The 18,697-nt window shown below is 41.8% G+C and carries 18 protein-coding genes; 7 read left to right on the top strand and 11 right to left on the bottom strand.

Annotated features, from left to right (window positions below; all coding sequences use genetic code 11):
• Positions 1-16: 16 nt before the first annotated feature.
• Positions 17-1,063 (bottom strand): rod shape-determining protein, encoded by a 1,047-nt coding sequence (locus GVV58_RS09190; protein WP_004279360.1) that lies wholly within the window; start codon positions 1,061-1,063, stop codon positions 17-19.
• A 132-nt stretch (positions 1,064-1,195) separates the two neighbouring features.
• On the opposite strand from GVV58_RS09190, the gene gatC reads away from it, so the two are divergent.
• The 5 genes from gatC (at position 1,196) to GVV58_RS09165 (ending at position 6,029) form a co-directional block, all read left to right on the top strand.
• On the top strand, positions 1,196-1,510 hold the full coding sequence (gene gatC, locus GVV58_RS09185) for an Asp-tRNA(Asn)/Glu-tRNA(Gln) amidotransferase subunit GatC (protein ID WP_005096170.1): 315 nt from the start codon (positions 1,196-1,198) through the stop codon (positions 1,508-1,510).
• 52 nt (positions 1,511-1,562) lie between these two features.
• Positions 1,563-3,041 carry an Asp-tRNA(Asn)/Glu-tRNA(Gln) amidotransferase subunit GatA gene (gene gatA / locus GVV58_RS09180; RefSeq protein WP_159516401.1) on the top strand — a complete coding sequence of 493 codons (1,479 nt, stop codon included), beginning with the start codon at positions 1,563-1,565 and terminating at the stop codon, positions 3,039-3,041.
• Entirely contained in the window at positions 3,041-4,534 is a 1,494-nt protein-coding gene (gene gatB / locus GVV58_RS09175; RefSeq protein ID WP_100357575.1) for an Asp-tRNA(Asn)/Glu-tRNA(Gln) amidotransferase subunit GatB, read from the top strand. The genes gatA and gatB overlap by 1 nt, the downstream gene beginning before the upstream one ends.
• Before the next feature lie 62 nt (positions 4,535-4,596).
• Positions 4,597-5,574 carry a hypothetical protein gene (locus tag GVV58_RS09170; RefSeq protein ID WP_159516400.1) on the top strand — a complete coding sequence of 326 codons (978 nt, stop codon included), beginning with the start codon at positions 4,597-4,599 and terminating at the stop codon, positions 5,572-5,574.
• A gap of 233 nt (positions 5,575-5,807) precedes the next feature.
• On the top strand, positions 5,808-6,029 hold the full coding sequence (locus tag GVV58_RS09165) for a hypothetical protein (RefSeq protein WP_159516399.1): 222 nt from the start codon (positions 5,808-5,810) through the stop codon (positions 6,027-6,029).
• Between the two features lie 19 nt (positions 6,030-6,048).
• Here GVV58_RS09165 and GVV58_RS09160 read toward each other — a convergent pair whose 3' ends face one another.
• From GVV58_RS09160 to GVV58_RS15465, 4 genes are all read right to left on the bottom strand, one after another.
• Positions 6,049-6,537, bottom strand: coding sequence for a hypothetical protein (locus GVV58_RS09160; RefSeq protein WP_159516398.1), 489 nt, complete (start codon positions 6,535-6,537; stop codon positions 6,049-6,051).
• Between the two features lie 464 nt (positions 6,538-7,001).
• Entirely contained in the window at positions 7,002-7,958 is a 957-nt protein-coding gene (locus GVV58_RS09155; protein WP_171502641.1) for a hypothetical protein, read from the bottom strand.
• A 682-nt stretch (positions 7,959-8,640) separates the two neighbouring features.
• Positions 8,641-9,834, bottom strand: coding sequence for a peptide antibiotic transporter SbmA (sbmA, locus tag GVV58_RS09150; protein ID WP_100354846.1), 1,194 nt, complete (start codon positions 9,832-9,834; stop codon positions 8,641-8,643).
• 364 nt (positions 9,835-10,198) lie between these two features.
• Positions 10,199-10,444: a hypothetical protein gene (locus tag GVV58_RS15465; protein ID WP_005172124.1), complete on the bottom strand. Its 246-nt coding sequence runs from the start codon at positions 10,442-10,444 to the stop codon at positions 10,199-10,201.
• 1,154 nt (positions 10,445-11,598) lie between these two features.
• On the opposite strand from GVV58_RS15465, the gene otsB reads away from it, so the two are divergent.
• Positions 11,599-12,480, top strand: coding sequence for a trehalose-phosphatase (gene otsB, locus GVV58_RS09140; RefSeq protein WP_159516396.1), 882 nt, complete (start codon positions 11,599-11,601; stop codon positions 12,478-12,480).
• On the top strand, positions 12,437-13,870 hold the full coding sequence (locus GVV58_RS09135; protein WP_005096146.1) for a trehalose-6-phosphate synthase: 1,434 nt from the start codon (positions 12,437-12,439) through the stop codon (positions 13,868-13,870). Before otsB ends, GVV58_RS09135 begins: the two co-directional genes overlap by 44 nt.
• A 26-nt stretch (positions 13,871-13,896) precedes the next feature.
• Here the strand turns inward: GVV58_RS09135 and GVV58_RS09130 are convergent, their stop codons facing one another.
• The 6 genes from GVV58_RS09130 to GVV58_RS09105 all read right to left on the bottom strand — a co-directional run bounded on the left by GVV58_RS09130 (position 13,897) and on the right by GVV58_RS09105 (position 18,680).
• On the bottom strand, positions 13,897-15,144 hold the full coding sequence (locus GVV58_RS09130) for an MFS transporter (protein WP_159516395.1): 1,248 nt from the start codon (positions 15,142-15,144) through the stop codon (positions 13,897-13,899).
• Positions 15,145-15,349: 205 nt separating this feature from the next.
• Positions 15,350-16,063: a glycosyltransferase gene (locus tag GVV58_RS09125; RefSeq protein ID WP_159516394.1), complete on the bottom strand. Its 714-nt coding sequence runs from the start codon at positions 16,061-16,063 to the stop codon at positions 15,350-15,352.
• Positions 16,060-16,674, bottom strand: coding sequence for a class I SAM-dependent methyltransferase (locus GVV58_RS09120; protein WP_159516393.1), 615 nt, complete (start codon positions 16,672-16,674; stop codon positions 16,060-16,062). The genes GVV58_RS09125 and GVV58_RS09120 overlap by 4 nt, the downstream gene beginning before the upstream one ends.
• Positions 16,667-17,449 carry a PIG-L family deacetylase gene (locus GVV58_RS09115; RefSeq protein WP_005172141.1) on the bottom strand — a complete coding sequence of 261 codons (783 nt, stop codon included), beginning with the start codon at positions 17,447-17,449 and terminating at the stop codon, positions 16,667-16,669. The genes GVV58_RS09120 and GVV58_RS09115 overlap by 8 nt, the downstream gene beginning before the upstream one ends.
• The gene (locus GVV58_RS09110) at positions 17,437-18,420 is read right to left on the bottom strand and encodes an acyl-CoA dehydrogenase (protein WP_159516392.1); all 984 of its coding nucleotides are present in this window, start codon (positions 18,418-18,420) and stop codon (positions 17,437-17,439) included. Before GVV58_RS09110 ends, GVV58_RS09115 begins: the two co-directional genes overlap by 13 nt.
• A 50-nt stretch (positions 18,421-18,470) precedes the next feature.
• Positions 18,471-18,680, bottom strand: a complete 210-nt coding sequence (locus GVV58_RS09105; protein ID WP_005172145.1) for a hypothetical protein — start codon at positions 18,678-18,680, stop codon at positions 18,471-18,473.
• Between the last annotated feature and the right edge of the window lie 17 nt (positions 18,681-18,697).

Genomic DNA, 18,697 nt, shown 5'->3' with positions numbered 1-18,697 from the left:
CCGCCGAATCCTTTTCTTAGCCTACGAATAACATGTCATGATTTGGATTGTCGAAAAATTCGAGTACCTTGCCACCACCACGGGTTACACATGAGAGTGGATCTTCTGCCACCACAACCGGCAGGCCGGTTTCTTTAGCCAGCAGCTTGTCCAGATTACGCAGCAATGCACCACCACCGGTTAACACGATACCGCGTTCAGCAATGTCCGAAGAAAGCTCAGGAGGTGTGTGTTCTAGTGCTGATTTCACCGCAGAGACAATGTTTTGCAAAGGATCTGAAATGGCTTGAGTCACTTCGTCTGAGTTAACCACAATCGCACGTGGTACACCTTCTGCAAGATTACGGCCACGAACTTCAATTTCAAGCGGTTTAGCACCTTCATCTGGCAAGGCCATGCCCACTTCTTTTTTGATCACTTCTGCCGTGGTTTCACCGATCACACAGCCATGCGCCTTACGCACATAGTTAATGATCTGCTCATCAAAGACATCACCGCCAATCCGTAAAGAATCTGCATAGACACAACCCTGTAGGGAAATGATCGCAATTTCAGTGGTACCACCACCGACATCGACCACCATTGAACCACAGGCCTGCTCAACTGGCATACCTGCACCAATGGCCGCTGCCATCGGTTCTTCGATTAAACGGACATCACGTGCACCAGCATTAAATACCGCTTCACGAATAGCACGACGTTCAACCAGCGTCGATTTACATGGTACGCACACCACCACACGCGGTGCCGGAGTAAACAGACGGTTTTCATGTACTTTGCGAATGAACTGATTCAGCATGGTTTCAGTGACTTCAAAATCCGCAATCACCCCATCTTTCATGGGGCGGATTGCTGAGATATTGGCTGGGGTACGACCTAGCATTTGTTTCGCTTCAAGACCTACAGCGGCAACAATTTTATGTGAACCACTATGACGGATGGCTACAACCGTGGGTTCATTTAATATAATGCCTCGTCCTGGCGCATAAATAAGTGTATTTGCAGTACCTAAATCAATGGCAAGATCTGGCGAAAACAAGCCTATTAGTCGTTTTAGAATCACGGGGACGTTCTCAATTAAACTTTATATGGACGCAAGGTGGCAACTTTAACTAAATGTGATGATTTGGACAAGTCAATCGCTTATCATAACGCATGATAATTTGAATTTTTTTAATACTGATTAGGTAATATTATGTCTACATCGGATGCACAGCATTCTGCAGATTTAAGTGCAGAAACAGTTTCAGCCATTGCCCACCTTGCAAGGTTATCTCTCAATGATACGCAATCTGCTGAATATGCTCAAAGTTTAAATAAGATTTTAGGCATGATGGACACATTGAAAGGCATCAATACCGACGGAATTGAACCGCTGAAGAGCCCTTTCGACCATCCTCAGCCACTACGTGAAGATGTGGTCTCAGAAAGCAATCATCGCGAGCAATACCAAGCAGTTGCACCTGCTGTTCAGGATGGTCTATACCTCGTACCGCGCGTGATTGAGTAATTACTACCCAGTTCATTCTTTTTATTAAATTAAACGTAAAGAATTATTTCTCATGACAGATTTACATCGCTTATCCATTCGTGAACTCAGTGAAGGTCTGGCAAATGCCCAGTTTTCATCTCGCGAATTGACTGAACATTACTTAAAGCGTATTGCAAAAATTGATGCTCAAGTAAAATCATATGTAACCGTTACGCCTGAATTGGCATTGGCAGAAGCTGATGCGGCTGACACACTGCGTAAGGCAGGTGGTGCAAATGTGTTAACAGGCGTACCAATCGCGCATAAAGACATTTTCTGTACTCAAGGCATCAAAACCACTGCCGGTTCTAAAATACTGGACAATTTTATCTCTCCTTATGACGCCACCGTTGTCGCGAAAGGCAAAGCTGCGGGCCTGGTGACTTTGGGTAAAGTGAACATGGACGAATTCGCCATGGGTTCGACCTCTGAAAACTCATATTACGGCGCAACGGCTAACCCTTGGAATTTAAACCATGTTCCTGGCGGTTCTTCAGGTGGTTCAGCAGCAGCTGTTGCAGCGGATCTGGCACCCTTCGCTACCGGTACTGACACCGGTGGCTCTATTCGTCAACCTGCGTCATTCTGTGGCCTGACTGGACTTAAACCGACCTATGGCCGTGTGTCGCGCTTCGGTATGATTGCCTATGCATCATCCCTCGACCAAGGCGGCCCGATGGCACGCTCAGCGGAAGACTGTGCCTACCTGATGAACGTGATGGCCGGTCATGATGCCAAAGATTCAACGTCAATGAATCAAGTGGTTGATAACTATGTGGCGAACCTGAATGATACATCCGTCAAAGGTTTACGCATTGGTATTCCAAAACAGTACTTTAATGTTGCCGGCCTAGCTGAAGATGTTAAAGCACGTGTCGAAGAATCATTGAAAAAGTTAGAAGACATGGGCGCTACGCTAGTTGAGATCGACCTCAACATGACCGAAAGTTACGTTCCGACCTACTACCTGATCGCACCTGCTGAAGCATCTTCTAACTTACAACGCTTTGACGGTGTGCGTTATGGCTACCGCTGTGAAAATCCAGTGGACTTGATGGACTTGTACAAACGTTCACGTTCAGAAGGTTTTGGTGCGGAAGTGCAACGTCGTATCCTGATTGGCACATATGCGTTATCCGCGGGTTACTACGATGCATATTATGTGAAAGCACAAAAAGTACGTCGCCTGATCCAGCAAGATTTCCTTAAAGCCTTTGAATCTGTCGATGTGATTGCTGCACCATCTGCGCCAACCACAGCCTATAAAATTGGTGCGGATTTGACTCCGGTTGAAATGTACCTGGGCGATATTTATACGCTTGCGGTAAACCTGGCAGGTCTTCCTGCGATTAATGCGCCTGTTGGTTTTGACCAGAACAACTTGCCAGTTGGCTTACAGTTGATTGGGAATTACTGGTCAGAATCGCAATTGTTGTCTGTGGTGCATCAGTACCAGCAAGCAACCGATTGGCATACACAACGCGCGGCAATTGCTGAGGAGAATGCATAATGGCTCAAGCTCAAAACAATTCTACAAAAGCGGCTAAACCAAAATCTAACCTGATTGAGGGTTGGGAAGTCGTTATTGGTATCGAGATTCACACTCAGCTTGCCACCAATACCAAAATTTTCTCAGGTTCATCGACTGTTTTCGGTAATGATCCAAACACCCAAGCCAGCCTGGTTGATTTGGCCATGCCGGGCGTATTGCCGGTATTGAATAAAGAAGTGGTGGATCTTGCGATTCGCTTTGGTTTGGGTATCGATGCCTATATTGATCAGGCCTCCGTATTTGCGCGTAAAAACTATTTCTACCCGGATTCGCCAAAAGGCTACCAGATTAGCCAGATGGACAATCCGATTGTGGGCTTGGGTCATATCGACATCCAGCTTGAAGATGGCACGGTTAAACGGATTGGCGTAACCCGTGCGCACCTTGAGGAAGATGCAGGTAAATCGATTCATGACCAGTTCGAAGGTATGTCAGGCATTGACTTGAACCGTGCCGGTACGCCGCTGCTTGAAATTGTTTCTGAACCAGATATGCGTTCGGTTGAAGAAGCGGTTGCTTATATTAAAGCGATTCATACGCTGGTGCGCTGGTTAGGCATTTCTGACGGCAACATGGCAGAAGGTTCGTTCCGTTGTGACTGTAACGTGTCTTTACGTCGTCCGGGTCAACCCTTCGGTACGCGTTGCGAATTGAAAAACCTGAACTCATTCCGTTTTATTGAACAAGCGATCAATGTTGAAATTGAACGTCAAATGGAAATTCTGGAATGGGACGGCACCATTGATCAGGAAACGCGTTTATTCGATCCTGTGAAGATGGAAACGCGTTCAATGCGTTCAAAAGAAGAAGCCAACGATTACCGTTACTTCCCGGACCCAGACTTGTTACCGGTGGTGATTGCGGATGAACAAATCGAAGCAATCAAAGCCACCATGCCTGAGCTGCCTGCGGCACGTCGTGCGCGTTTTGTGGCGGACTTTGGCGTGACTGAGTACGATGCTCACGTTCTAACGCTTACTCGTGAAATGTCAGAGTTTTATGAAGAAGTCGTGAAAGCTGCTGGCGGCGCTGCACAAGGTAAGATTGCTGCAAACTGGGTGATGGGCGAATTCTCAGGGGCGCTCAACAAAGCAGGCCTAGATCTTCAAGATTCTCCTGTTTCTGCGGAAAAACTTGGCGGCATGATCGCACGTATTGTCGATAACACCATTAGCGGTAAGATCGCGAAACAAGTGTTCGGCTTTATGTGGGATGAAGGCAAAACTGCGGACGAAATTATTGCTGAGAAAGGCTTGAAACAGGAAACTGATACAGGCGCGATTGAAGCAATTATTAAGGAAGTGCTTGCCGCCAACGAGAAGATGGTTGAAGAGTACAAATCTGGTAAAGAAAAAGCTTTCAACGGTCTGGTTGGTCAAGTGATGAAAGCGTCTAAGGGTAAAGCCAACCCTGCGCAAGTGAATGAGTTGATGAAGAAGTTGATTGGTTAATTTATTCGCTAATCAATTGATTTCATGTTATAAAAACCTCGCTTAATGCGGGGTTTTTATATATGGATAAAATACTTAATACACTTAATCAAAATTTAAATGATGCAAATAATTTTAGCCAAAAACTAAAAGGTCCTAATATTATCAAAAGTCAAAATCTAGAAATACAATTAGAACAACTTATAAATCAATTAACTTCGCTAGAAACTAAAATTACAACGCAACAAACTGAGTTAGATGCTTTCGACAATCTAAAACAATTATTATCAAATACAATAGGGAATGTAAAAAATAAGTTTGATATAATTATGGCTGATAATTCAAACGATTACTCCCGATTAGATCTGCAAAAGCAAATTAATTATATAAATTCTGCATTAGATTTGATTGATAATTTTCGACATAGTTACCGCTACATAAATGAAATTATAAAAAATGCGATCGATCAACAGATTGAAGAAGCAAATCAAAAGTTACAGAAATTTGACCAAGTAATAAATAAGTTACAAGGAATTGCAACCGAACAGGTTTATGCAAATGCAAACACCAATTATCAAACCAGATACAAAAATCTAGAAAATTTAGGTTATGGTATAATAGCTTTAAGTTTCATTACTACATTTGTTTGTCTATGGATATACCATTGCTATCCACATTTACTTTATTCTTTGATGACTTTTAAAATAACTTTTATCTTAATCGCAATATTTCTTATAACCTATTTTTTCAAACAAGCTATTCACTACAGAAAATTAGCTGATAGTGCTGAACAGCGTCATCTAGAGTTACAAGCGATTCCTTCCTTCTTATCTACAATTAGTAATGAAACTCAAAATGATGTAAGAAAAGAATTAGCTTTGAAATATTTTGGACAACCTTTAGATGATAAGCATTATTCTTCTACCGAGAAGCTAATTGAAGATCAAATTAAGTCATCAACTGAAGTCTTAAAAATGACTACTAGTTTGTTAAAGTCAGAAAAACTTATCATCAATACAATTAATGATAATGATTCAAATCCTAAGCCTAATTCATTATGACCATCAAAAAAATATCCTCAATCACAAAACTCAAAGACTTAGGACGTATCCAGCTTTCAAAGTCTTTTTTATGTGTTACTTCTAGAATCCCTCTAAATCCCCCTTTTCCAAAGGGGGACTTTGTCATGTGATTAATTTGATACGCGCAGTTCCCTCTCCTTTATTAAAGGAGAGGGCTAGGGAGAGGATTTAAAACATGATATAAAATCAAAAAATACCCAAGAAAAACAAAAATGGCACCCGGAATCTTGCCCACCATCATTCAAATAGCAATTGGCATATTCACAGTAGCTATCATCATTTTGCTCATTATTCCTAAAAGTCGTAAGTGGCTCTCTAAAATGCAACCTGAACCAAGAAGAAAACAACGCGGATTAGGCTTGGCAGATGGGCTAGAACTTATTTTTATTCCCATTTACTGGCTAATTAAACTGATTGCAGGCATCTTCAAATAAAGCCTCATGACTTATCGCCTTATAGTCCCAACTTATTCAACAAATCTGGGGTTAAAAAAGTCTGTGCAACACGATTCAAATCGATATAACGCAGCACACCTTTGAGCTGATTATTGATTTCAGGATTCTTTAAAATTTCCTCGCCTGTGGTTTTACCCAAAGCCTGAAAACTATAGCCCACAGCCTGTAAACCTTCAGCTTGAATCACCGCCTTGGTCTGTGCTGAACATTGCTCCACTAAAATGCGCTGCAACACCGTCCCTAGATTCTTGTCTAATACTTCCTTTTGAGTTGCGGTTACATTGCTAAAAGCCTTTAAATCGGGATGATTGCCCAATGCCACAAATGTCCATTGCAAGACCGTGGTTTTATCAATGGCTGTAGTGGACTTCATCAAACAGTCACTCAGCTGATCGACCGTTGGGCCCGCCATCGTAACCTGTGCTGCTCCCAATAATGCTGCACCTAGAAAAAATGAACGAATACGAGAAGAACTTTTTAAACCCATCACCACTTCCTTTTAATATGACATCAGCATTTTGGCGCTGAAAATAGTTTCTTTGTATCATGTAAAAAGGAAATATACTGATAGAGCTCTGTAAAACCTGAACTGGATTTAAAATTAATTCAGATGAAAAATTTCATCCCATCATGCTATTCATCAGATGATGATATTGATCGAGTAAACTTAGCGTTATTATTCAAATTAAAACAATAAAAATAATCATGATGACTGCAAACACCTTTAACAGCATCCTTCCTTGGAGACTGGTTGTGTTCTTTAGCTTGACCGTATTGTTATTGATCCATCCTGTTTTTCGAAGATGGATGTTCGAATCGCGCGACCTGCCCAGCAAACGCAGTCGGATCTCATCCTCTATATCCGACCTGATTGAACTGATTTTTTATCCCATCTTCTGGTGAATCAAAATCATCATACGGATTCTGGATTAAATGCGTTTAATTCAGTGCTTATTTGATCTGTCTCAACATATTCTTCGCACCACTATGATTATAGTTATTAGACAGATTCTGTAGCACACGCTTGGCCTGAGCTTTAGCATTCGGGAAACGGTTGGCATAGGCCGGAATCCCGTTCAAACAGCGAGCAACCAGCATACCAGATTCGGTATAAACCCGAGTTCCCTCAGTCCCCTGCAATTTGCCATAATTGTAGGCACGCTGCGCATTATTGCAGGCATTATTCAGGTTCTTGCCACTATTAATATCACGGCGTGCTGCCACATAGAGCTTCATCTGCTGCTGTTGAGGTGTTTCTACCACTGAAGCTCTCACGGGGACTACCGTCGTCGCGATCTGTTTTTTCTCTAGCTCTTTTCTTTCTAATTCCTTTCTCTCTAATTCTTTCCTTTCCTGCTCTTTACGCGCTGATTCTTTAAGTTCATTCGTGCTCTTCGTTACAGGCGTTTTTATCGATGCAGCAGTCTTTTTCTGGGTAGCGACAGTGTTCTTATTTGCAGCAAGGTAAAAGTTTCTTGCCTCAGTCGCACTCATCAACTTGGTCAGCAATCGAACGCTACGGTTCTGGCTGGTTTTATCGACCTGTCGTTCAGAAACCGGCTCGATCGAGACGATCCAGCTTTCAGCCAGGCCATCCATACGACACTGATAGGCGCCGCTTCCCTGTACCACACCTCGGTTTGTACTCAGGCGTTTGCGTTGGGCAAGATCTGCCACGGCATTAAAATTACTTCTATACAATAGGGAAAATTTACCGCCTTGTTCATGACAATATTGCGTCAGGATCGAACGCGGATACATGGCCTGAGTGCTGTTATTTTTCTGTGCTTGCCCCCAAAGATAAATATAATCTTTTGCACTGCCATCACGTTGATTCAAAGCCCGCTTGGCGATTAGCTCTTCCGGACTGGCAAAAGGATGTAAAACCCCTGATTTCAGCCGACTCACGCTATTACATCCCGCCAAGCCTATTGCCCCTATTATTAGAATTATTACGTTTAGCTTCACAGCAAATATCTCAACCCCAAATTCCCGTATAACATAGCCTAAATAGCAGCAAACAACAAACACAAGATGTTGATAAGTATCAAATTTAAAAGATAAAAAGGAGGCACATCATTCACAATTCTATACATTATGCCAAGCCTCAGCCTATAAAAATTGAGATAAGCATCCTTCTGGCGCGTAGTTAAAGGATAAATAACAGCGGGATTGAATCAGAAATAAATAGAACACCACATAAAAAGCCGAAGAAAGATAGCAATCTTTCTTCGGCAGCTTATTCAGGATAACGGTACAGATCTTTATTATCATGTGTAAAAAATTACTTTTTACCCTCTATAGCATTGTCTGAACAAGATCAGCATCAGAATAATTTCCTCAACGTACACTTCTTATTTTTATACGTTAAACCGCTGGAAATTAAACTCCATCTTCGCTGGTCATTAAGATTCTAATCAGGAAAACCAGACCTGAATACCCCTATATTGGGATATTTTGCTCCTATTTGATCTGATCTAACCAACGGTCAGATCAAGCTTTTCGATTAGATATTAACGTCGATTTAGATATAAAAAGCCAAAGATAAAATCATTTGGCTTTTACAATCTAATGGGTAACTTAGAAAAAATTAATCCAGATGGGATTCAAATGCTTTTAAACGTTTATAGATCGACATCAGCTCAATAATGGTCGGCCACGATAAAATCAGATATTGAAAGGACTCACGTACTTTTCCAAATACATTCAGGATTTGCATCATCAAACCCAGGGTGATCGTTCCTGCTGCAATACTCGGAAACAGGATAAATAATCCATAGATATTGTCTAACTGTAAGTACCAGATCCGGACCAGGTTGAAATAGGCATAGTGAAAATACAGACGGAAATAATTCCAGCGTACCCGGCTAAACAGTTCTTGCAGTGTCAGCGGATGAGCCCGATCAGCATGATCCTCTCCGTACACCAGTTCTTTACGGTAAGCAGCCTCGACTTTCTGGTTATTAAACTCCAGTCCTGGCAGTTTCATCCCGACCACCATCAAAATGACGGTACCCAATACGGCCCATCCAATAGAAGCCCACATTAAAGCATGCGGTATTTCTCCCACAATTGGCAGAACCTTTACATGACTTGAAAGCTGGTACAGGATAGGCAGAAACGCCATCAATAACATCAATGCTTCAATCAGGGAAACACTCAGCTGTTCCGTGGTTTTGGCAAAGCGCATGGTATCTTCCTGAATACGCTGGGATGCGCCTTCAATATGACGCAATTGTTCCCAATGTGCCGTGTAATAGTTATTCATCGCGGTACGCCAGCGGAACACATAATGGCTGACGAAAAACATATTAAATACGGCCAAAGTGACGTAAATCATGGCGATATAAATAAAGGTTAAAGCTTCTTGATAGAGAAGTGAAACATCTCCGCCACCGCTGCCTAGCATTTTCTGGATCTGGTCATAAAACGGGCTATACCATTCATTTAAAACGACATTGACCTGTACTCCAAACCAGATATTAAACAGGATAAAAGCCGAGCCCCAGACTGACCAACGCTGCCATGGATGTTGTGCTTTCCACATCCAGAATAGAGCAAATATGGCAGTGGCAAGAAAAAACCAAAGGTAGAACCAGAGAAACTTGGCTGACCAGAAACGACTGATACCGATAGCGAGACTTTCCTCAGAATAGCCTTCAGGGAAACCCAAATAGACTCCCCATCCTGATCCGCCAGTATGCCAAAGCACAAGATTAAGGATAAACCACAAAATCAGGCTGCTAAAAAACCAGACGGGTTGCGGGAAAAATGACTTGAACATGCTGACCTAGTTCTCCTTCTATCTCTTGGTCATCCAAATGACGCCTAGTTTATTCTTATTTTAGACTTTTACTGTTATAAAGCATTAATTTTCAATTTAGTTTAAAAAATAACATAGCGATGCATAGTCCCTTATAAAATTTATTTTTATAGATTTTCAAAACGTATTTTTCTCTTAATGAGTCTTTTTATTCTTGATCAGCCTATCTAAAGCTCCAGAGGCAATCAGGCACATGAATCATCAAGTTTTTGCCTTATGTATTTTTAAATCCTGTACATCAGTACGGCCTGTCTGTTTTATTAAAAACGAATATAGCTTCTTAAAGTTCTATAAATATAATGAAATCAAATACTCAATAATGCCTTTATAGATGTTTAGATAAAGGTTTTGCTGCTACTGAAGTAAATAAATCATTGACCCAGTTCTCATTTTTTGGAGAAATAGTTAAATTTTCAAAAATCATGCTATGATTTAACTCTCGAAAAGTAATCTTATTTTGGAATAAAACTATGGAAAGTTCGGTAATTGAATTACTTAAACCATTGACCTTAGAAAAGGAAAATTGCACCCCGATTATTTTTGAGGCAGGCACTGTTTTGAAAGTGGTCATGCAGACTCCCACCAGTCTTTTGGTCAGTAATGATGATGACTTTAACTTCACAATTCCTTTAAAAGATGAAAATGAGCTGTGGAGAGAGCTCTAAGCACTTTCTTCATTTTGAACAGACGGGTTGTATCTGTGCCAGCTGCTGAATTGATATGATACGGCCCTCAACTAAGCTTCCTTTTGAATGTAAGTTATCGTTATTTTATTCCCTTCTTAAAATTCATTTCTCTTCTTTTCTGAGAAGTCCTTAGCAGTCTAAGCGGGATATGATTCGTGCAAAAAACACCTTTATAGTTGAAAATCCACCTATTTTTTGGCCTGGACTAAATAATTTTCACCCGTTTTTCCCCTTTTATGTAAGTTCCAGTACTTAAAGGATCTTCTTTCCTTACACACCTTTTTCTTTAGCTTAACTTCATCTAAGCTCAACTTCTTGATTTTGAAACTTGAATATTCTAGCTATTTATGACCAGTAAATTAAAAAATATCAGTCTATATGAGTGACTTTTTATACCAAATGATAAAATTAAAAATCTAATAATGAGAAAAATTTAAATCTGTAAAACTAATTTCAAAAACCCTTAAACATCGTCTAATTTGTTATATCCGATCTAAAGAAAATTATAGAGCAATAAATTCTTATCCTGTAACATTCTAATAGCCCCCATATCTTCATGACCTTTTATATATTTAAAAAATAATAATTTTCAACAGCTTGTCTTCTATTTTTTTCACTCCAAGAATAGGGTTAATTATTTTCATCCAAAAAATTCATTTTAAATAAAATTAACTTATATTATCTACATTTAAAATATATCAAATTTTAAAAATAAAATACCAAATTATAGCGATTAAAATTTCAAACAACTCAAGCAATCACATTGAATATTATGGCTTAAATAAAAAATAATCCTAAATAAAAATCAATTAATAAAAAACAGTCAGAGCATTATCTTTAAAATTTATTAAGAATAATATCTTTTACATGAAAAATATTTCCAAATTTTACAAAGTAACTGTACTTGTTAAAAATGTTTCTTTTCTGCACTTAAATCCAGTCTGTTAAATGAAATATGCTATAAATTTATTAGATTAAAAATTAATCAGGCAGTTTTAGATTTTAAATTAATTTTATTTCAAATACTTAGGTAGAGTTTATGTCCGCTCAACACTCTGATCAAGATGTAGAAGATTCACTTATAGTGCCTTCTCCTCTATTAGCTCAAGTGATTTTAACTCAACTCAATCCAGTTATTTATTCTCATAAACTTATTTTATTTCTTGATATTGATGGAACTATTTCTGAATTCCATCCTGATCCAACAAAAAATATAATTAAAGATGAAACCTTAAATACCTTGAAAGAGCTACAACAATATATTGAGTTGGTATTAATCACTGGACGTTCTATTGCACAAGCTCAAAAACTTATTTATCCCTTTGACTGGAATATTGCCGGCTCACATGGTCTGGAATTAAACTATCAATCGCATTTAAGTCATTTAATTGATTTAAATTATGAGCAATTTGAATTATTAAAAAATTATATTACTGAACATAGCGCTCAGCTTCCTCAGATTCGAATAGAAAAGAAAGACTATTCGGTCGCACTGCATTTTCGTGAACATCCACATTTAGAAGATCTGGTGCATACATTTGCATTGGATTGTCTGACCCACGTTCAAGCATTTGAACTGAAGGCCGGGAAGTTTGTATTTGAGCTGGTACCCAAAGGTGCAAACAAAGGTTCAGCCATTCAACACATTCACCAGCAAGCTCATTTAAGTGATCATTACCCTATTTTTATCGGTGATGACCTGACCGATGAAGCTGGCTTTCAGGTGATTAATAGCTTAAAAGGCTGCTCCATTAAAGTCGGCACGGGCAACACCGTAGCACAACATCGGCTCGAAAACGTAACACAAGTACAAGCTTTTTTAACGGAGCTTTTAGCATTATTTAAAGCACAACAACAACAATTATTGGAGAAATCACATGTCAAAACTCATTGTGTTATCAAATCGTGTGAATCTACCTAACCCAGACAATACACAGGCAGGTGGATTAGCGGTGGCTTTGCAGGATGCTTTGCAGGATATTGGCGGCATTTGGGTCGGCTGGAATGGTTCCAGAGTCGATCATGGCAAAGAGCAGAAGTTTCAAATCCTCAAACATCAGAATGTTGAATATCATACGAGTCCTTTGACTGAGCCCCAATATCAGGGGTTTTATTGTGGTTTTGCCAATAATGCCTTATGGCCGCTGATGCATGATCAGCATCAACTTGTGGATTATCAGCCACAGGATTTCAAAACCTATAAAGATGTCAATTTACGCTTTGCCAAGCATCTGAAACAGGTCGCCTCTCCCCATGACATCATCTGGATTCATGATTACCATTTTTTAAGTGTGGCGCATTACTGTCGGAAACTGGGTATGCGTAACCGTATTGGTTTCTTCCTGCATATTCCTTTTCCTGAACTGAAACTCTGGCAGACTTTACCAGCCTATCAGGATCTGGCGCATCATCTGGCTCATTTTGATGTACTCGGATTTCAAACCCCACGCGATCAGAAAAACTGTATCCAGTTTCTGGAACAGACCTTAAAAATCAAGCATCGTCATGATGAAATCCTGAATTATCAGTCAAGACGGATTTATGTGAAATGCTATCCAATTGGCGTGCATCCAGTTCAACTGCAAAATCAGGCGGCTGATAGCCAGCTTAGCAAATTGCCTTTTGATCTCGAGACAGTCCGTCCTTATAAACGTATTATTTCGGTCGACCGGATTGATTATAGTAAGGGTTTACTGGAGAAAATCGGATCCTTGCAAAGCTTGCTGGAAGATCAGCCCGAATTTAAACATCAGTTTCAGCAACTGCAAATTGCCTGCCCATGCCGACTGGATGTCAAAACCTATAAAAACCTGTATGAGCAATTCCAGTCTGCCGTGCAGGAACTCAATACCCAGCATGGCACAGCAGACTGGCAACCTTTCGATTGCAGTTATGAAACCTTAGGTCATGAAGCCTTAATGCAACTGTATCGTAAGGCAGATATTTGCTGGGTAAATTCGATCCGGGATGGTATGAATCTGGTGGCGAAAGAATATATTGCGGCGCAGAATCCACTCGATCCGGGTGTTTTGATTCTGTCTAAATATGCCGGTGCTGCTGAACAAATGAAAGAAGCCTTACTGGTCGATCCTTATGAGCATGACAGTATGTCCAAAGCCTTGAAAAAAGCGCTGCGCATGTCTAAATCGGAGCGTTTAGAACGTTATCGTTATTTAAGCCAAGGCTTGAAAAACTTCGATATTATTCGCTGGCGAGATCAATTTATCACTGACTTGAAAAAATCACAGAGTGTACGAATCTATCGTCCGGTGGCTAGCGGAATTTCCACCCAGTTCAGTGTGCATGCTTAAATACACACCTGAAAAAAACACCAGCATTATGCTGGTGTTTCGTTTTGTAGCGGAGAAATAAGCTCTTCGGCCGCTTGTGCATCTTTTGGATCTGCAGTCAGATGATTCAAAATCACAATACTGAATAGACCTATCGCAATCACACTAAACACCAGACTCAAGCCAATAATTTCACTGCCGAAACCGACCAATGCCGGTCCGATCAGTGAACCTGTGTATGCAAATACCGATACATAGGATAATGCCACATGTGAAGCCAAGGTTTTTTGACGGCCTGCACGTGAAAACATTAACGGTACAATATTAGCACTGCCCAGACCGAGAATGGCATAGCCCAGCAACACTACTTGCCAGACTGGTGCAAAGACCACAGTCAATAAACCGGTTGCAGCCAAAATTGCACTCAGTAGAATGGTATTTTTTTCACCAAACTGTTGAATAATGAGATGTCCGCTGAAACGACCCAATACCATCAAGGCCGCAAAGAAGCTATAAGCCAAACCAGTTTGAGCCGCTGGCAAATTGAACTGGCTGGCAAGATAAATCCCGCTCCAGTCCATCGCTGCGCCTTCGGACAGGAACGCCACAAAACAGATCAAACCGATGCCTAGAATCGCCAAGGTGGGTGCTGCTTTTGTCGCTGACTGTTCTGATGAGGAGGTTTCCTCTAGCACTGTTTTTGGCTCAGTCCCCAAGCTAAAAGGAATAGCCAATATTGCAATCAATAGCAAAATCGCACTGACAATAACTGCGCCAGTTAAAGGCGCTAGACCGAATCCCATTAACGTGGTCATTCCCAGCACACCGGCCAGACCACCGAGGCTACATACGCCATGGAAACCCGACATTAAACTTTTAGCAAGTTTTTTCTCAACCTGTGCGGCCTGAATATTGACTGTCACCCCCAAAGCACCAGCACTGGCCCCAAAGAAAAACAGGCTGATCGCCATCATCAAATGATTCGGGCTATACGCCAAAGCAGGCAAAATAAACAAAAATGCTGTTAACACCACAGCCAGAACAGCACGGCAACCTAATGTATTGGCGAGTCGGCCTGCCAGTGGCATCGCCAGCATGGATCCAATTCCGGCACAGAGTAATAACAGACCAAAGTCTGCATGATTGAGTAACAGGCGCTGCTGTGCATAGGGAATTAAAGGTGCCCAAGCTGCGGTACTAAAACCCAAGCTAAAGAAGCACAATGCAGTCGCTATTTTCTGCCATAGATGGGGTGATGGAGACTGAATTCGAGAAAGCAGAGTTTGATTAAACATTGTATTACCTAAAAAGAAGGCTCAGGCATCCATTACCGATCATCCATAGAAAAACCCCACTGACTTATAGCTGAAATGTATAAGTAGGCGGGGCTTAATTTGCGTGAATTATAAACAGAATAATTTTAAATGGAATAGCTTTTAGGCACTAATTTCAAGATTTTTTACAAGTGGCTGATTGTATAAAATTTATAATTTTGTAATTTTATTTGCATAGGCTGATCGGTTTTTCAACGGCTTCTTTAAGCTCCAGATTTTGCAGAAAATGTGCAAAACCGGCTGCAATTTTTGAGCTAAGCCGACTGCTGGTGGTCACTCTGAGCTGATTCGACCAGATAATCTTTGCCCCGACATGTTCTAGGCGATGGATGAAATCGACATCTTCATGACAGTCCAGTTGCTGAAAGCCGTTTACCTGTAGATAAGACGCGGCCTTAAAACATAGATTTGCCCCATGAATATGACGGTGATCCATCTTGTCCTGATAATGACTCAGATAAGTCTGACGGGCTAATGTGCTTAAATGCCCCCATTCATCCAGATCGACCACCCCACAAATCACATCCGCCGGTTGGTGCTGCAACATGACCTGAAACCAGTCACGCTGTACAAAAGAATCGGCATCGGTACAACAAATCCAGTCACAACCCTGCTCGATCATGTGCTGAACGCCTAGATGACGTGCCTTTCCTACATTTTTAAAATGACAACTGATCGTCTGGATTCCCGACTGCTGAACTTTGCTTGCAGTAGAATCGGTGCAACTGTCTAAAACCACCAGAATCTTGATCTCGGGCAGAACTGCTAATTTTCCCACATGCTGAAAGAAGTAAAGTCGTGCATATTTTAATGCTTTCAGGCAACGTTCAATATAGGCTTCTTCATTACAGGCCGGAATCACCACCGCAATTTTCTTCATTTCAAGCCCTCCAGCTCTGCCACAGATTGCGCAGAATTCAGCCACAGATCGATCAGAAAGTCTGAATCCTGTACGCTGAGATTATGCTTATATTTTAACTGGGCTTTTAATTGTCGATGTACCTCTTCACCATTTAAGCTAAATCCTGCAATCGGCGCGCGCCAATGACAACTCAAGATACATCCACCCGGTTCCAGTGCAGTATGCAACCATGCCAGCACCTGTTGTAATGCGGCCGGATCTAAATAATATAGAATCTCACTAACCACAATGAGCTGAAATTTCTGTTGCGGCAAGTGATCTGGCACAATCCGCTGTAGTACCTGTACATGCGGATAAGCATGTAAACGCTGCCGAGCCAATTGAATAGCAGTTTCGTTGGCATCCAGACACATTAAAGTTGCTGTTCGCTGCGCCAGTTCCTGACTGAAGATGCCATTACTACAACCAATTTCAATCGCGGAGTCAAACTGCAAACGCGGCAAGACCGCCAGACAAATCTGCCGTTTGCGCTGTTCATACCAGCGTTGTTCATAGTGCCAGGGATCTCCCTGATTCAGCGCATACAAGGCATCAAAATATTCCTGATCATAGGCTACTTTACTATTCATACAGATACACCTCCCAGGGTTGTAAAATACGCTGTAATGCCTGCTCTGGCAGAATGGGTGCCTGTTCTATGCTAGGGTCAAGCTCGATCTGACTCTTAAAACACCGCGCAGCTCGAGACTTATAGTGCAATTCTCGATCAGTCAATTTGAGTTGATGAGCGATGGTCCAGGGAATTCTGGTATCTCCAGGTGTGGCCCAATGCCAGGCCCAAATCAGGACCTGAATACAGGATAAGTGCCGTTCGGTTGCTAGCTGTTGGGTGACCTGCCCTGTAATTTCATGATCTGGATGTCCATCATGCACAAAGGTGGTAATGAGCACATCATTGGGCTGCAAATAAGATTGCAAATGCTGTTTCAGCAGTTCTCGCTGTTCTGCGACCTGGCCATCCTGAATATCCAGCGCAATCCGCAGAATATTCTGCTTCAATGCTAACTCTTCCAAAGCTGCTCGCGTTTCAGCAGGACGAATCTGGTTCAACTCTTCCGGGTTATACAAAATCGAGTCTGGATGGCTGGCGGTACCATTGGTAACGGCAAAAAGTACAATCTGATATCCCAATGTGTCCAGACGCTGAATCAGACCGCCACAACCCAAAATTTCATCATCCGGATGCGGGGCAATAATGCAGACTCGGGCATCTGATGGAATAATGCTGGGAATATCGAATTCCGGCATCTGTTGCAAAATCTGGCAAGAGCGCCATTCTTCAAGCCGTGTACCTTCGCCATGGATGACACGGTCTTCGACAATCTCGTGTCTTATAATGTCCATAACTCTTCCTCCTGCACACTCAATTCACCAATCCGTTCCAGATCAAAGGCGGCATGGCTCTGACGAATAAACACCGGCAGATCGGCTGCAAGTCGGGCAAAATGTGGCTGCTCGCAATACGGTGCAGCGCCAAGGGCCTTACCCACCTGAGTCAGCACGTTTAAAGCGGTCGCTTCAACCTGAGCACGCAAGGCCTGAATCTGTAATTGATGGGGAAATTTAGGCTGCTGATCAATTAAATCTGCGACTTGATAAAACAAAGCCTGTGTCGCTAAAAGCTCCCGACTGCTTTCACCAAGATACATGGCCTTATAGGCATGCGGTTTTAACAAGACAGCCTGTTTTAAATATTCAGCCAAACGCACGGTTGCACCATACCAGCATGCAGCCACGCCGGCGGCGCCATGCCAGAAGCCCGCCCGATCCAGATAGGTATTCGGCACTGCAACTTTTTTAGCATCGACCTGATTCAGTTCAAGCCGGGCAGTCAAGGTATGCTGCATGCCTACCGCCTGCCAAGTGTCCATATGATGCTGAATGCCTGCTTGTTGCAGATCAAGAATCAGCAACTGTGATCGTTGCTGCTCATCACGATAAGTCAGCAGACCATATTGCACCCAGACCGAGGCAGAACACCAAGGCTTTATTCCTGTAAGTTTTCCAGCGTCTAATATTAAAGGGCTTGGCCCGCCTTCTGCCGCCCAGACTGCCCATAGACCTTTTTGCTCTAGCGGAATATTCAGTTCATGCAAAATGGCCAAGGCATCTAGATGTGATTCAAACAGTTTGCCCAGACTCAGATTGCTTGCGGAAACCTGACTAAGCATCCGCCAGCGTTTTAAGGTGTTTCCAGAAGCGGGATAAGGAATCTGATCGGAAATCGATACCAGTTCCATCAGGGTCTTAGGAATTTTTTCTTCTAGCTCCAGCGGAGAATTTTCAAATCTTTGTAATATTGAACCGAGGTTCATGCAGGTTCTTCCTCATCAAATACGGCACTGTTGTTATGTTTTAAAGTCAGTTAATGGGAAAGTTTTCGCATTTGTTTTAACCGTGTGGTCAGGCCTAATAACTTACGGCGTGCCATGATTTCTTCTTCATTGAAACAAAGTTGCTGCATCAGTTCAGCTAAAGGCAAATGGTTATGCTCAATGAGATAGATGTCCTGTTCTCGGTTCCATTTGGCTTGCTGTACCTGTGCCAATAACTTTTTGGCATCCGGTCTTACCATATTATTTATCCATTTTG

It is taken from the genome of Acinetobacter sp. 18QD2AZ41W (genome assembly GCF_009829025.1).
In the GTDB taxonomy this organism is placed as follows: Bacteria; Pseudomonadota; Gammaproteobacteria; order Pseudomonadales; family Moraxellaceae; genus Acinetobacter; species Acinetobacter pseudolwoffii.
This window is presented reverse-complemented; position numbering and strand designations above follow the sequence as displayed.